This window comes from Pseudomonas sp. UM16 (assembly GCF_050312595.1).
Classification (GTDB): domain Bacteria; phylum Pseudomonadota; class Gammaproteobacteria; order Pseudomonadales; family Pseudomonadaceae; genus Aquipseudomonas.
Window position 1 is genome coordinate 55,196 of record NZ_JBNPJT010000008.1, and the last position, 13,297, is coordinate 68,492.

Genomic DNA, 13,297 nt, shown 5'->3' on the forward strand with positions numbered 1-13,297 from the left:
GCAGCCTTAGAACTTGTAACCTACACCGACCATGTAGACCCATGGATCGACATCTACGTCGACCTTGGTCTTGCCGACGCCCAGAGCGGTCGGGCCGTCCATGGTGGCCTTGGTGTCGATGTCGATGTACCAGACGGCGGCGTTGACCAGGAAGTGGTCGGTGATCATGTAGTCCATGCCCAACTGACCGGCCAGACCGAACGAGTCTTTGACTTTCAGGTTGCTGAAGCCCTGAGCCTTGCGGTTGCTGTCCAGATCTTCGTCAAAGAACATGGTGTAGTTCAGACCGATACCGGCATACGGCTGGAACTTCGAGCTTGGTTCCATCGGGTAGTACTGCAGCGACAGGGTCGGTGGCAGTTGCTTGATGTCGCCCAGTTTGCCATCCAGGCCAGGGCCGAGGCCCTTGACGCCGACAGTGTGGTGGAACGGCGTGGCGGCCAGCAGCTCCAGACCGATGTGGTCGGTCAGCATGTAGGCGAAGGTCAGGCCCAGTTGGGTATCGCTATCCAGAGTCGCCTTGGTACCGGACACCTTGGTGCCGTCGAGCTTGATGTCACTGCTTTCCTCGTTGGGATTAACAGTGATTGCGCCGGCACGCACGATGATGTCGCCAGCCTGGTGGGCGTGGGCAACAGGGGCTGCGAGCGCCAAGGCGAAAAGCGAGGCGCTGAGCAAGGACTTGTTCATGGAAGCTCCCAGAGGACGTTTAGAGTTAAGTGCCTCCAATGGTAAGGAGCCGCTGATTTGGCGATTTGACCCAGCTCAATGAAAGCGTCAAAGGCACTATTCAAAGCTGTTTACTCTAGCTCATAGGCGTAGATTTTCTCGGCTTCCATTTGGTAACCGGCGTCGGCCAGTTCGCTGCTGATGTTCTTTACCTGCATCCGACCTTCGATCCAGTAGGGTTGATAGAGGTCCTCAACCCTGACACCCATCTCACTGACGATATGCACAATCTGGTTCGACGGTGGCGGTGGCACATGGATGCAGGCACCGTAGTAGGGCACCAGGAGGAACTCCGTGGTGCGACCTTCTTCACTGACTTCCAGTGGCACGATGTAGCCCGGCAACTTGACCTGCTGGCCATTCAGGGCCTTGACCACCGGGGCGTTCGGCACTTGCTGGTGGGCAGCGGGGGCCGACTCGGCGGCCAGGGCGTCGCTCAACTGCGAGAGATCATGCATCGGCACCAATTGCGGGCGAATCACAGGTGCGTCTGGAGGAATCAGTTGTGGCCACTCCAGGGTGCGTGGTTCCTGCGCCCACAACGGCGTGGCTACCAGCAGCATCAATAGCAAAACGCGTGACATCTGAGTTCTCACAGGTGAATGGACAGGCCATCGGCCAAGGATTGCCGGTAGGCGCGCCAAGCTGGAACGCTGCCCATCAGTAGTGCCGCGCCGAGAATAATCGCCAGCAGGCTCCACTCGTGCGGGCTTGGCCAGGCCAGCGGCAGGAACAGCCCGTAATTGGCTTGGACATAACCTTGGGCCAGGGCAATGCCCAGGTACAACAAGCCCAGGCCCGCGACGATACCGCTTACCGCCAGGGCCAGGGCTTCGAGGACCAACAGCCCAGCAATGTGCCACGGCCGGGCACCGACTGAACGCAGAATGGCCATCTCCCGACGGCGTTCGTTGAGACTGGTGAGGATCGCTGTGAGCATGCCGATCAGCCCGGTCAGCACCACGAACAACGACACCACGAACAAAGCTTGCTCGGCAGTACCCATCAGGCTCCAGAGCTCTTGCAGGGCCACGCCCGGGAGGATCGCCAGTAGTGGCTCGCTGCGGTATTCGTTGATCTCGCGCTGCAGGCTGAACGTAGCAATCTTGTTATTCAGGCCCAGCATGAACGCTGTAATGGCAGCGGGCTGGAGATCCATGCCTCGTGCCTGCTCGGCGCTGATACGCCCGGCACCACGAGCCGGAACGCCGTTGTGCCAGTCAATGTGCATCGCTTGCATGCCGCCCAGGCTGATATGCAGGGTGCGGTCCACTGGGGTGCCGGTGCGTTGCAGCACACCGACGACGGTGAAGGGTTTGTCGTCGTGCTTGACCAGGCTGATGGCGGCCACACCGTGGGCCAGCACCAACTTGTCGCCTAGCTTGTAATGTAAGGCTTGGGCAACTTCAGCGCCGAGCACCACTTCAAACGGATCGCTGGCGAAGGCCCGGCCCTGGGCTATTTGCACATGCTGTTTGCGGCCGTACTGATAATGTTCGAAATAACTGCTGGTAGTGCCCATTACCCGGTAACCGCGGTGAGAGTCACCGAGTGAAATGGGAATTGCCCACTTCACTCGCTTGTCGTTGGCATAGCGCTCGTAGCTGTCCCAGCGGATGTTGTTGGTGGCATTGCCGATGCGGAACACCGAATACAGCAACAGGTTGACCGAGCCGGAACGGGCACCGACGATCAGGTCAGTGCCACTGATGGTGCTGGCAAAACTGGCGCGGGCTTCTGTGCGCACCCGTTCGACGGCCAGCAGCAGGCACACCGACAGGGCAATGGCAAAGGCCGTCAGAAAGGCGGTAAAACGGCGATTGGCGAGGCTCGCCAGGGCAAGACGGAGCAGGTACATCAGGCCTCCAGGTCGTTGGCTGGCAGCGCGGCGCGGTTGAGTTCGGCCAGTGACAGTTGGCGGTCGAACAGCGGCGCCAGGCTCTGATCATGGCTGACGAACAACAGACTGGAACCGGCGGCACGGCATTCGGCAAACAGCAGCTGAATGAAGGCTTCGCGGGTGTCGGCGTCGAGGGCTGAGGTGGGTTCGTCGGCGATCACCAGTTCGGGCTGGCCGATCAGTGCGCGGGCGGCGGCCACGCGTTGTTGCTGGCCGATAGACAGGCTGTCGGCGCGCCGAGCGAGCAGATTCGGATCTTTCAAACCCAGATGGGCCAGCAGGCTGGCGGCGGCTTGGTTGATGCTGCCGTGGCGCTGCGTCGCACGTTGCGCACGACTGCGTGAGAAGCGGCAGGGCAGTTCGACGTTTTCGCGCACCGAGAGAAATGGCAGCAGGTTGAACTGCTGGAAAATGTAGCCGGTATGGTCGACCCGAAAGCGGTCGCGAGCGCCCTGCTTAAGTTCACTCAAGTCCTGGCCGAGCAGGCGGATACTGCCGCGGTCAGGTTTCTGCACGCCGCCGAGCAGGCCGAGCAGGGTGGTTTTACCGCTACCGCTGGGACCTTTGAGAAATAAAGATTCTCCCGCCTCAAGACGCAAGGCGGGAATCTCCAAGAGGGGGGCCTGACCCGGCCAGGCAAAGCCCAGGTCGGTCAGTTCAATCAGTGCCTGGCTCATAGCAAAAGGGCTTTTAGAAAGGGATAGAGGCGTTGGCGGCAGTGGCTTCGAGACCCTGTTGACCGTTTGATCCGATCAGTTGTAGCTGAATTTTCTGGGTGGCGGGGAAGGCCTTGAACAGCGAGCTGAGGTCAAGCTTGCTGAGCTGTTCGGGCTTTTCGCACTCGAACGTGTAGTGGGCGTGTATTTCGCTGTGCTCATGCTCATGCTTGACCTCATGTTTGTCGTCGAAGAGCGGGCTTTCCAGTACCTGATCGCTTTCGCTGCACTGGGCAACATTCGCCAGGTTGAACAGCACCAGCGGTTTTTCCAACTGCGCGCGTACGGCGGCGACTTTGGCTTTGTCGGCGTCGCTGGTGGCAGCATGCTCAAACCCGACGAGGTTCATCGCGGGGCTTTCCAACTCCAACTCCAGGGTCTTGCCATCCAGTGCGACGTTGAGGCGGGCAACACCATGGTCATGGGCGGCGAGGCTGCCGTGAGCGTGGTCATGATCGTGGTCGTGGTCCTCATGGGCATAAGCAACGGCCAGGGGCAGCAAGGCGAACGGCAAGGCAAGGAACAAGCGACGCATGGGCAGACTCCACGAGAGCACAGAAAATGTTTGGTTATGTTATAACAACTTGTTCCATCGATGCCAGCGTGCTTGGCGACAGATCGTCCGCGTGGGAGCATGGTGCTCGTCACTGAGTGAGGAAATGACCGTGCGAATTCGTGGACATATCGGCGACTGGCCGGTGGATTTGACCCTGGAACTTGAGCCTGGGGAATGGGCGCAGTTGGGCGGACAACTGAGCGCGGTGGCGCCGCTTGCGACCACGGCTGCAGTGGCGTCGGTGGCCAATGCCAGGCCAGACGATGCGCTCTGGCAGGCGGCACGCGAAGTGCTGCACAAGGCTGGACAGCTCAATGGGCCGCAATTGCTTGAGCAACTGGAAGGATTGGCGGGGAGTACCGCCGCGGGCAAGCGCCTGTTGGTGCGCTTGCGCCACAGTGCCGACGTGAAGGTGGAAAGCGGTGCGGATGCACCGATCTATCACTGGGTGGGGTGATGGAGTTGGGGGTGGATTCACCGGTCCTGCGTCCCGGTGAATTCCCACAGGCCGTCAGTACAGGGCAGCAAACAACTTGCGGCGGTAGGTACCCACCAGTGGATGGTCGTTGCCGAGCAAATCGAACACCTGCAGCAAGGTCTTGTGCGGCAGACCGCCTTCATAGCCACGATTGCGCATGAACAGCTTGAGCATCCCATCCAGCGCCGCTTCGTACTGCTGGCGCGACAGCTGCTGAATGCACAACTGGTAGGCTGCTTCATCGTCCTCGTTGTTCTGCGCCAAGCGCGCCTTGAGGTCAGCCACTTCCGGCAGGCTGGCGGCCTGACGCAGGAAGGTCAGCTGAGCCTTGGCACCGGCCAGGGCGGCTTTGTGCTCATCGCTCTTGACCGCATCAAGCACGCTCTGGGCTTCAGTCAATTCACCGCGCTCAGCCAGGCAACGGGCATACAGGATCAACGCCGCGGCATTGCTGTTATCTTCCGTCAACAGGGCCTTGAGGGTGGCTTCGGCTTCGCTGAAGCGACCTTCGGTAAACAGTGCCTGAGCCAGTTCCAACGGGTCTGCGGCTGCCGGCGGTGGCGTTTGTACGTGTGGTTCAAGCAATGCACGGATCGCCGATTCCGGCTGGGCACCGGCAAATCCGTCTACTGGTTGGCCATCTTTGAACAGCACCACGGTAGGCAGGCTGCGAATGCCGAAGCGGGCGACGATGTCCTGCTCGATGTCGCAGTTGACCTTGGCCAGCAACAGCTCGCCCTGGTAGCTCTCGGTGATTTGCGCGAGCAACGGCATCATCGCCTTGCACGGCGCGCACCATTCGGCCCAGAAATCCACCAGCACCGGTTTGTGGTGGGAGTTGGCGATTACCAGCTGATCGAAATCGGCAGCGCTGGTATCGAAAACATAGGGTGTGTCTTGGCTCATCGCGACTCTCGAAAATCCGTGAATGGCATCACTATAAAGGCTGGCGGCTGGCGTGGTACAGGCTGACCCGGCGGAATTCGTGTGGCTCGGCCAGGTCCGGCAGGGTCAGTGCCTCAAGCACGCCCAAAGGTTGGTACAACGGATGGCTGAAGTCACGCACACGCGAGTCGGCTACCAGCGCCTGCTGGCCGCGGCTGAGAAATTCATCGAGCAGGGGCAGGTTGGCGCGGTCATAAAGCACGTCAGCCACCAGGATCAGGTCGAAGCGGTCGGCTTCCAGAAAAAAGTCCGCAGAATAACTCAGCTCCACACCATTGAGCTCAGCATTGGCCCGGCAGGCTTGCAGGGCAAGCGGATCAAGGTCACAGGCCACGACTTCCAGGGCGCCAGCACGGGCTGCGGCGATGGCGGCAATCCCGGAACCTGCGCCAAAGTCGAGCACACGCTTGCCTTCCACCCAATGACGGTGCTGGTCCAGGTAGCGGGCCATGGCCAGGCCGCTGGCCCAGCAGAAGCTCCAGTACGGCGGTTCATGGAGGATGCGCCGGGTTTCTTCGCTGCTGAATTCGCGGTCCATATTCTGCGCATCAATCAACCACAGCTTGAGCGCACACTCGGGCAAGTCACTGATTACTAGCCGGGCATCGCCAAGCAGCTCGCCTAATGCCTGTTGCAAGGGCGCCGGTGCGATCATGGCGCTTTTTCAAAACGCAGGGGGCCGGTGGCCTGGCTTTGTGCCTGGGCGATGCGCAGCGGCGGCAGGTGCAGTATCAATTGTCCGGATTTGCTCGCGCGGCCACGCAACTCCACCCGTGCCCCGGCGGGAAAGGCGTCGGGGTTGAAGCGCAACTGGAACGGCATGTCCAGGCCATTGCCGGTGAGCGTGCTGCTGGCCAGCAGATTTTGTGGGCGACCACGTGCATCGATCACCAGCAGGGCCAATTCAACTTCGGCACCGGCCGGAATATTAAGCAAGGTCCCGCTCAACTCGCGTTGATAGGCAGGCAGCGGGCCGAGCGGCTTGGGCGTTTTACTGGCAACCGGGGCCTTGGGCTCTGGTGCGGTCTGCGGTTGGTCGCTGCTGCAGGCTGCCAGCACGGCGGCAAAACTGAGCACAACGAGCGCTCGAAATGGCATGGGGAATTCCTTCGCGGCATATTTCCTCAGTGGATGGTAACCCCTTTGGCTTGTCTTGCCAGTGGGATGCGCTACCATGGCCCTCCCTTTTTTTGTTGCCTGCCACCATGCACTGTCCCTTCTGCGGTGCCAACGACACCAAGGTCATCGACTCGCGACTGGTTGCCGAGGGCGAGCAAGTGCGCCGTCGGCGCGAATGCGTTGCCTGCGGCGAACGGTTCACCACCTTCGAAACTGCCGAGCTGGTGCTGCCGCGCCTGATCAAACAGGACGGCAGTCGCCAACCGTTCGACGAAGAAAAACTGCGCGCCGGTATGCAGCGCGCCCTGGAAAAACGTCCGGTCAGTGTCGAGCGTCTGGAAGCGGCGCTGGCGCACATCAAGCATAAGCTGCGGGCCACTGGCGAACGCGAGATCAAGTCGCTGGTTGTCGGTGAGCTGGTCATGGCCGAGCTACAGAAGCTCGATGAAGTCGCCTATATCCGCTTTGCGTCCGTCTATCGCCGTTTTCAGGACCTCAACGAGTTCCGTGAAGAAATCGACCGCCTGGCGCGTGTGCCGGCTAAAGAGTGAGCATGTCCAACGAACGCGCGGTACTCGACGCCTACTACATGGCCCGAGCCTTGGAACTGGCCCGCAAGGGTGTGTATTCGACCCATCCGAACCCGCGCGTAGGTTGTGTGATTGTGCGCGACGGTGAGATTGTCGGTGAAGGCTGGCATGTACGTGCCGGCGAGCCGCATGCCGAAGTGCATGCGCTGCGCCAGGCCGGTGAGTTGGCCCGCGGTGCCTGTGCCTATGTAACCCTTGAACCGTGCAGTCACCACGGGCGTACGCCGCCCTGTGCCGAGGCGCTGGTCAAGGCCGGCGTGGCACGTGTAGTCGCCGCCATGCAGGACCCCAACCCGCAAGTGGCGGGGCAGGGGCTCAAGCGTTTGGCTGAGGTCGGCATTGAAGTCGCCAGCGGTGTGCTCGAGACGCAAGCGCGGGCGTTGAACCCGGGGTTCCTCAAGCGCATGGAGCAAGGGTTGCCGTTTGTGCGGGCCAAGCTGGCGATGAGCCTGGACGGGCGTACGGCTATGGCCAGCGGCGAGAGCCAGTGGATCACCGGCCCCGCTGCGCGTTCAGCGGTGCAGCGTTTGCGGGCACGTTCCAGTGTGGTGTTGACCAGCGCCGAGAGTGTGCTGACCGATAAGGCGCGGATGACGGTGCGTGGCGAAGAGCTGGGCCTTGACCCGGAAACCACGGCCTTGGTCCTGGCTCGTCCACCCTTGCGCGTGCTGATCGACGGTCGCCTGCGCCTGCCCCTTGATGCACCGTTCTATCAGGCTGGGCCTGCTCTGGTGGTCACCGCTGCTGAGTTCGACCCGCGCTACGCCGAGGCTGGCCATGAATTGCTGCGCGTGCCGGGTGCAGAGGGCCGCATTGACTTGAACGCGTTGCTGGTGGCACTGGCTGCCCGTGGCGTCAACGAGGTGCTGCTTGAAGCGGGGGCCAGGCTGGTGGGCGCCTTCGCGCAGAAAGGCTTGATCGACGAGTACCAGATTTTTGTCGCCGGACGGATTCTCGGTTCCAATGCACGGCCGCTGCTGGAGTGGCCGCTGGAAACGATGAGCCAGGCGCCACACCTGAAAATTATTGAAATGCGCGCGGTAGGCGATGACTGGCGAGTCACTGCAGTGCCGAAACCCGCGTCAGGCGTATAATTTGCGGCTAGCGCCTTGCGCAGCCCTGTTCTCGAGGAGGACTTCATGTTCACCGGCATTATCGAATCGATTGGCAGCATCCGTTCTCTGACCCCCAAAGGTGGCGATGTGCGGGTGTATGTCGAAACCGGCAAGCTCGATCTGGGCGACGTCAAACTGGGCGACAGCATCGCCGTCAATGGTGTGTGCCTGACGGCGGTAGAACTGCCTGGTGATGGCTTCTGGGCCGATGTCAGTCGCGAAACCCTGGACTGCACCGCCTTTGACGATCTCAAGAGCGGCAGCCGGGTCAACCTGGAAAAGGCCCTGACGCCGACCACCCGCCTTGGCGGTCATCTGGTCAGCGGTCACGTCGACGGTGTCGGCGAAGTGGTTTCGCGCAGCGATAACGCCCGTGCCATCCAGTTTCGCATTCGCGCACCCAAAGCGCTGGCCAAGTACATTGCCCACAAGGGCTCGATCACCGTCGACGGCACCAGCCTGACCGTGAACGTCGTCGATGGCGCCGAGTTCGAATTGACCATCGTCCCGCATACCCTGGCCGAAACCATCATGGCCGACTACCGTCCGGGTCGTCGGGTCAATCTTGAGGTCGACCTGCTGGCCCGTTACCTGGAGCGTCTGCTGCTGGGTGACAAAGCCGCCGAGTCGAGCAACGGCAGTGGCATTACCGAAAGTTTCCTGGCCGCCAACGGCTACCTGAAATCCTGATTTGAAAGGGGGTGCCGCGTGGCGCTCAACAGCATCGAAGAACTGGTCGAAGACATCCGCCAGGGCAAAATGGTCATCCTCATGGATGACGAAGACCGCGAGAACGAAGGCGACCTGATCATGGCCGCCGAGTGCTGCAAGGCCGAACACATCAACTTCATGGCCAAGCACGCCCGTGGCCTGATCTGCATGCCGATGTCGCGCGAGCGCTGCGAAACGCTCAAGCTGCCGCTGATGGCACCGCGCAACGGTTCGGGTTTCGGCACCAAGTTCACCGTCTCGATCGAAGCCGCCGAAGGCGTCACCACCGGTATCTCCGCCGCTGACCGTGCGCGCACTGTGCAAGCTGCCGCTGCCCGTGATGCCAAGGCCGAAGATATCGTCAGCCCAGGCCACATCTTTCCGCTGATGGCTCAGCCTGGCGGTACCCTGGCCCGTGCTGGTCACACCGAAGCGGCCTGCGACCTGGCGCGCATGGCCGGTTTCGAGCCAAGCGGGGTGATCTGCGAAGTGATGAACGACGACGGCACCATGTCGCGTCGCCCGGAACTGGAAGCCTTTGCCGCCGAGCATGGCATCAAGATCGGCACTATTGCCGACCTGATCCACTACCGGATGATCCACGAACGTACCATTCAGCGGATTTCCGAGCAGCCGCTGGACAGCGAACTGGGCAGTTTCAATCTGGTGACCTACCGCGATTCGGTCGAAGGCGACGTGCACATGGCCCTGACCCTGGGCAACATCTGCGCTGAAGAGCCGACCCTGGTTCGGGTCCACAACATGGACCCGCTGCGTGACCTGCTGATGGTCAAGCAGCCCGGCCGCTGGAGCCTGCGCGCCGCGATGAGCGCGGTTGCCGAGGCCGGCAGCGGTGTCGTATTGCTGCTTGGTCACCCGCTCGATGGTGATGTGCTGCTGGCGCATATCCGCGAAAGCGCTGAGGCTTCCCAGGCGAAAACCCCAACGACCTACAGCACCGTCGGTGCCGGTTCGCAGATCCTGCGCGACCTGGGCGTGCGCAAAATGCGCCTGATGAGTTCGCCAATGAAGTTCAATGCGATATCCGGATTCGATCTGGAAGTTGTAGAATACGTGCCCTCCGAATAAAGCAGGCGGTTTGTCGCGCTGCCATTCGTGTCCCAAACCCTCACAGGCCGCCCTTTTGCGGCCTGGCTCTTTAAGATGAGAACTCCGCAATGACCCTGAAGACCATCGAAGGTACCTTCATTGCCCCCAAAGGTCGCTATGCTTTGGTGGTTGGCCGCTTCAACAGCTTCGTCGTCGAAAGCCTGGTAAGCGGTGCTGTTGATGCCCTGGTTCGCCATGGCGTGAGCGAAAGCGACATCACCATCATCCGTGCCCCGGGTGCCTTCGAAATCCCGCTGGTAGCACAGAAAGTCGCTCAGCAAAGCGAATACGCTGCGATCATCGCCCTGGGCGCCGTGATCCGTGGCGGTACCCCGCACTTCGAATACGTGGCGGGCGAATGCACCAAGGGCCTGGCCCAGGTGTCCATGGAGTTCGGCGTACCGGTTGCCTTCGGTGTCCTGACAGTCGACTCGATCGAACAGGCCATTGAGCGCTCCGGTACCAAAGCCGGCAACAAAGGCGCCGAAGCTGCCCTGTCCGCTCTGGAAATGGTCAGCCTGCTGGCGCAGTTGGAGGCCAAGTGATTAGCGACGAAAGCGATCGTTTCAACCCGCGCGATCCAAAACCTGCGGATGCTGGCAAGCCATCGAAAAGCGCCAAGCGTCGCGAAGCCCGTCAGCTCGCGACTCAGGCCCTGTACCAATGGCATATGGCCAAGCAATCGCTGAACGAGATCGAAGCGCAGTTCCGGGTCGATAACGATTTCACCGATGTCGACGGTGCCTATTTCCGCGAAATCCTCCACGGGGTTCCGGTGAAAAAGGCGGAAATCGACGAAGCACTGAAGCCATGCCTGGACCTGGCCCTGGAAGAACTCGACCCGGTTGAGCTGGCGGTACTGCGCCTGTCCACCTGGGAGTTCATGATGCGTGCGGACGTACCGTATCGCGTTGTGATCAACGAGGGCGTCGAGCTGGCCAAGGTTTTCGGTGCCACTGACGGACACAAGTTCGTCAACGGTGTGCTCGACAAGCTGGCACCACGGCTGCGTGAAGCCGAAGTAAAGGCGTTCAAGCGCTGATTCCGGCGCTTTTTGCCAATGGGTGAGTTCGAGCTTATTCGCCATTACTTTGCCGCCGCGCCCTGTGCGCAAGGTGGCGAGGCAGTGGCGCTGGGCATCGGCGACGATTGCGCGTTGCTCAGTTTGCCGCCAGGCGAACAGCTGGCGATCTCCACCGACACGCTGGTGGCCGGGGTACATTTCCCGGCCGTCTGCGATCCTTTTCTGCTCGGTCAGCGTTCGCTGGCCGTCGCTGCCAGTGACCTGGCTGCCATGGGTGCCACACCCATCGGCTTTACCCTTGCCCTGACCCTGCCAGAGGTGCGCGCCGACTGGCTGCAAGCCTATGCCCGAGGCCTGAACCAGATGGCCCAGGCCTGCCGGCTGAGCCTGATCGGCGGCGATACCACGCGTGGCCCATTGAGCCTGACCATGACCGTGTTTGGTCGTGTGCCAGCAGGCCAGGCCTTGACCCGCAGCGGTGCCCGCGCCGGCGACTTGCTGTGTGTCGGCGGTAACCTCGGGAATGCCGCCGGGGCCCTGCCATTGGTGCTCGCTGAGCGTCAGGCTGAAGCCTCTGTGGCCCAAGCGCTGCTTACCCATTACTGGTCACCGAAGCCGCAATTCGCCCTGGGTCAGGCCCTGCGTGGCAAGGCCACCTCAGCGCTGGATATCTCCGATGGTCTGTTGGCCGACTGTGGGCATATCGCCAAGGCTTCGCAGCTGTCCTTGCGGGTCGAGTTGGAGCGGCTGCCACTGTCTGCTGCGCTGCAAACGTTCCTCGGCCATGAGGGTGCTCAGCACGCCGCATTGGCCGGTGGCGACGATTATGTCCTGGCCTTCACCCTGCCTGAAACCGAGCTGGCACCGTTGCTGGCGGCTGGCTGGCCGATCCATGTGGTCGGGCGTGCCGGTGCAGGCGCTGGCGTCAGCCTGGTCGATGGTCAGGGTCAAGACATCACCCCGGCAACTCGGGGCTATCAACATTTTAGGGAGAAACCGTGACCGATCACCCCAATCAGGTGCCTGCGGAAAACGTTCCGCCGTCGGTCTGGCGCAATCCGTGGCACTTTCTCGCATTCGGCTTCGGCTCTGGGACATTGCCCAAGGCCCCGGGAACCTGGGGCTCGCTGGTGGCTCTACCGTTTATTCCGTTGTGGCAGATGCTGCCCGATTGGGGCTATTGGCTGATGCTTGGCCTGACCATGCTGTTCGGCTTCTGGCTGTGCGGCAAGGTCGCCGATGACTTGCGTGTGCACGACCATGAAGGCATTGTCTGGGACGAAATGGTCGGCATGTGGATCACCCTGTGGTTGGTCCCCGAAGGTTGGCAATGGCTGTTGGCGGGTTTCTTGATGTTCCGCTTTTTCGACATCCTCAAGCCCTGGCCGATTCGCTGGATTGACCGCCATGTGCACGGTGGTGTCGGGATCATGCTTGACGATGTGCTGGCGGGTGTCTTTGCTTGGTTGGGCATGCAAGTGCTGGTATGGAGTGTCACATAAGGGAGTCGTAGGATGCGTGGATGGCGAGTGGTCCTGATGATAGTGGCGCTGGTCGCCAACAGTGTTCACGCCAGCGAGGTCATCGACCTGCCGAAAGAGGTGCGACTGGCCAGCGAGCGCTGGGAGGATTACACCAATGCCGACGGTACCGGCATCGCCTGGGATATCCTGCGCAAAGTGTTCGAACCCGCAGGGGTCAGGGTCGCCGTGATCAGCGTGCCTTATAGTCGCGCCATCGGCCTGGTTAAACGTGGTGAAGCCGATGCCTGGGTAGGCTCCTACTTCGAAGAGCGCGCTGACAACCTCTATCCACGCTGGCATTTCGACGTCGACCATATCTACGCCCTGAGCCTGGCCAGCACACCATTGCCGAACACTGACAACCTGGGCCAGTTCAAGCTTTCCTGGGTGCGTGGTTACGACTACCAGCGCTACCTGCCCAAGGTCGGCGAATACCGTGAAGTGCAGCGCCGAGAAGGGATCTTGCTGATGCTCGAGCGCAAGCGCGTGGATGTCTACATTGATGCGCAGACCGAAGTCGAATACGTCATGGATCAGGCGCGCGACGATGAGCGCAGCAAGTTTCGCAGCACGCACATTGCCGAGCTGCCGATGTACCTGGCTTTTGGCAAAACCGAAAAAGGCCGTGCGCTCATGGCATTATTTGACCAGCGCATGGCAAAACTGGTTGCCAGTGGCGAGTTACGTGAGATCTTCAGCCATTGGGCGCAACCGTATCCGTTTGATCAGGACACAAGCCTGAAGTAGGTCAAATCGTACCTATCGATGGGTTTGAGCGAAT

18 protein-coding genes are annotated in these 13,297 nt (G+C 61.1%); 10 read left to right on the top strand and 8 right to left on the bottom strand.

Annotated elements, in window-relative coordinates; genetic code table 11:
• Positions 1-6 precede the first annotated feature (6 nt).
• The 5 genes from ACQRAX_RS11135 to ACQRAX_RS11155 all read right to left on the bottom strand — a co-directional run bounded on the left by ACQRAX_RS11135 (position 7) and on the right by ACQRAX_RS11155 (position 3,880).
• Positions 7-690, bottom strand: coding sequence for an OmpW/AlkL family protein (locus tag ACQRAX_RS11135; protein WP_045182522.1), 684 nt, complete (start codon positions 688-690; stop codon positions 7-9).
• 110 nt (positions 691-800) lie between these two features.
• Complete coding sequence (locus tag ACQRAX_RS11140) at positions 801-1,313, bottom strand: DUF3299 domain-containing protein (RefSeq protein WP_412040165.1); 513 nt, start codon at positions 1,311-1,313, stop codon at positions 801-803.
• 8 nt (positions 1,314-1,321) lie between these two features.
• Positions 1,322-2,587, bottom strand: coding sequence for an ABC transporter permease (locus ACQRAX_RS11145; RefSeq protein WP_412040166.1), 1,266 nt, complete (start codon positions 2,585-2,587; stop codon positions 1,322-1,324).
• Complete coding sequence (locus ACQRAX_RS11150) at positions 2,587-3,306, bottom strand: ABC transporter ATP-binding protein (RefSeq protein WP_412040167.1); 720 nt, start codon at positions 3,304-3,306, stop codon at positions 2,587-2,589. Before ACQRAX_RS11150 ends, ACQRAX_RS11145 begins: the two co-directional genes overlap by 1 nt.
• A gap of 13 nt (positions 3,307-3,319) precedes the next feature.
• On the bottom strand, positions 3,320-3,880 hold the full coding sequence (locus ACQRAX_RS11155; protein WP_412040168.1) for a DUF2796 domain-containing protein: 561 nt from the start codon (positions 3,878-3,880) through the stop codon (positions 3,320-3,322).
• Positions 3,881-4,010: 130 nt separating this feature from the next.
• On the opposite strand from ACQRAX_RS11155, the gene ACQRAX_RS11160 reads away from it, so the two are divergent.
• Positions 4,011-4,358 carry a hypothetical protein gene (locus tag ACQRAX_RS11160; protein WP_412040325.1) on the top strand — a complete coding sequence of 116 codons (348 nt, stop codon included), beginning with the start codon at positions 4,011-4,013 and terminating at the stop codon, positions 4,356-4,358.
• A gap of 54 nt (positions 4,359-4,412) precedes the next feature.
• Here ACQRAX_RS11160 and trxA read toward each other — a convergent pair whose 3' ends face one another.
• The 3 genes from trxA to ACQRAX_RS11175 are packed head-to-tail and all read right to left on the bottom strand — an operon-like array spanning position 4,413 to position 6,422.
• Positions 4,413-5,285, bottom strand: coding sequence for a thioredoxin (trxA, locus tag ACQRAX_RS11165; RefSeq protein WP_412040169.1), 873 nt, complete (start codon positions 5,283-5,285; stop codon positions 4,413-4,415).
• Between the two features lie 31 nt (positions 5,286-5,316).
• The gene (locus ACQRAX_RS11170; protein WP_412040170.1) at positions 5,317-5,979 is read right to left on the bottom strand and encodes a class I SAM-dependent methyltransferase; all 663 of its coding nucleotides are present in this window, start codon (positions 5,977-5,979) and stop codon (positions 5,317-5,319) included.
• Positions 5,976-6,422, bottom strand: coding sequence for a YbaY family lipoprotein (locus tag ACQRAX_RS11175; protein WP_412040171.1), 447 nt, complete (start codon positions 6,420-6,422; stop codon positions 5,976-5,978). The genes ACQRAX_RS11170 and ACQRAX_RS11175 overlap by 4 nt, the downstream gene beginning before the upstream one ends.
• A 107-nt stretch (positions 6,423-6,529) precedes the next feature.
• Between ACQRAX_RS11175 and nrdR the strand changes: the two genes are divergently transcribed.
• The 9 genes from nrdR (at position 6,530) to ACQRAX_RS11220 (ending at position 13,263) form a co-directional block, all read left to right on the top strand.
• Entirely contained in the window at positions 6,530-6,994 is a 465-nt protein-coding gene (gene nrdR, locus ACQRAX_RS11180) for a transcriptional regulator NrdR (protein WP_010222838.1), read from the top strand.
• Between the two features lie 2 nt (positions 6,995-6,996).
• On the top strand, positions 6,997-8,127 hold the full coding sequence (ribD, locus tag ACQRAX_RS11185; protein WP_412040172.1) for a bifunctional diaminohydroxyphosphoribosylaminopyrimidine deaminase/5-amino-6-(5-phosphoribosylamino)uracil reductase RibD: 1,131 nt from the start codon (positions 6,997-6,999) through the stop codon (positions 8,125-8,127).
• Positions 8,128-8,172: 45 nt separating this feature from the next.
• A complete protein-coding gene (locus ACQRAX_RS11190; protein WP_412040173.1) occupies positions 8,173-8,838 on the top strand; it encodes a riboflavin synthase in 666 nt (221 codons plus the stop codon).
• An 18-nt stretch (positions 8,839-8,856) separates the two neighbouring features.
• A complete protein-coding gene (gene ribBA / locus ACQRAX_RS11195) occupies positions 8,857-9,948 on the top strand; it encodes a bifunctional 3,4-dihydroxy-2-butanone-4-phosphate synthase/GTP cyclohydrolase II (RefSeq protein ID WP_045182552.1) in 1,092 nt (363 codons plus the stop codon).
• A gap of 89 nt (positions 9,949-10,037) precedes the next feature.
• A complete protein-coding gene (gene ribH / locus ACQRAX_RS11200; RefSeq protein WP_028944446.1) occupies positions 10,038-10,514 on the top strand; it encodes a 6,7-dimethyl-8-ribityllumazine synthase in 477 nt (158 codons plus the stop codon).
• The gene (gene nusB, locus ACQRAX_RS11205; protein WP_028944445.1) at positions 10,511-11,011 is read left to right on the top strand and encodes a transcription antitermination factor NusB; all 501 of its coding nucleotides are present in this window, start codon (positions 10,511-10,513) and stop codon (positions 11,009-11,011) included. The genes ribH and nusB overlap by 4 nt, the downstream gene beginning before the upstream one ends.
• An 18-nt stretch (positions 11,012-11,029) precedes the next feature.
• Positions 11,030-11,995 carry a thiamine-phosphate kinase gene (gene thiL / locus ACQRAX_RS11210; protein WP_412040174.1) on the top strand — a complete coding sequence of 322 codons (966 nt, stop codon included), beginning with the start codon at positions 11,030-11,032 and terminating at the stop codon, positions 11,993-11,995.
• A complete protein-coding gene (locus ACQRAX_RS11215) occupies positions 11,992-12,495 on the top strand; it encodes a phosphatidylglycerophosphatase A family protein (RefSeq protein WP_045182556.1) in 504 nt (167 codons plus the stop codon). The genes thiL and ACQRAX_RS11215 overlap by 4 nt, the downstream gene beginning before the upstream one ends.
• A gap of 12 nt (positions 12,496-12,507) precedes the next feature.
• Entirely contained in the window at positions 12,508-13,263 is a 756-nt protein-coding gene (locus ACQRAX_RS11220; RefSeq protein WP_412040175.1) for a substrate-binding periplasmic protein, read from the top strand.
• Positions 13,264-13,297: the final 34 nt, after the last annotated feature.

Coding starts and splice junctions, on each gene's coding strand:
- ACQRAX_RS11175 (WP_412040171.1), bottom strand. CDS start 6,422: ATGCCATTTCGAGCGCTCGTTGTGCTCAGTTTTGCCGCCGTGCTGGCA.
- ACQRAX_RS11155 (WP_412040168.1), bottom strand. CDS start 3,880: ATGCGTCGCTTGTTCCTTGCCTTGCCGTTCGCCTTGCTGCCCCTGGCC.
- ACQRAX_RS11190 (WP_412040173.1), top strand. CDS start 8,173: ATGTTCACCGGCATTATCGAATCGATTGGCAGCATCCGTTCTCTGACC.
- nrdR (WP_010222838.1), top strand. CDS start 6,530: ATGCACTGTCCCTTCTGCGGTGCCAACGACACCAAGGTCATCGACTCG.
- ACQRAX_RS11150 (WP_412040167.1), bottom strand. CDS start 3,306: ATGAGCCAGGCACTGATTGAACTGACCGACCTGGGCTTTGCCTGGCCG.
- thiL (WP_412040174.1), top strand. CDS start 11,030: ATGGGTGAGTTCGAGCTTATTCGCCATTACTTTGCCGCCGCGCCCTGT.
- ACQRAX_RS11140 (WP_412040165.1), bottom strand. CDS start 1,313: ATGTCACGCGTTTTGCTATTGATGCTGCTGGTAGCCACGCCGTTGTGG.
- ribH (WP_028944446.1), top strand. CDS start 10,038: ATGACCCTGAAGACCATCGAAGGTACCTTCATTGCCCCCAAAGGTCGC.
- ACQRAX_RS11170 (WP_412040170.1), bottom strand. CDS start 5,979: ATGATCGCACCGGCGCCCTTGCAACAGGCATTAGGCGAGCTGCTTGGC.
- ACQRAX_RS11135 (WP_045182522.1), bottom strand. CDS start 690: ATGAACAAGTCCTTGCTCAGCGCCTCGCTTTTCGCCTTGGCGCTCGCA.
- trxA (WP_412040169.1), bottom strand. CDS start 5,285: ATGAGCCAAGACACACCCTATGTTTTCGATACCAGCGCTGCCGATTTC.
- ACQRAX_RS11220 (WP_412040175.1), top strand. CDS start 12,508: ATGCGTGGATGGCGAGTGGTCCTGATGATAGTGGCGCTGGTCGCCAAC.
- ACQRAX_RS11145 (WP_412040166.1), bottom strand. CDS start 2,587: ATGTACCTGCTCCGTCTTGCCCTGGCGAGCCTCGCCAATCGCCGTTTT.
- ribD (WP_412040172.1), top strand. CDS start 6,997: ATGTCCAACGAACGCGCGGTACTCGACGCCTACTACATGGCCCGAGCC.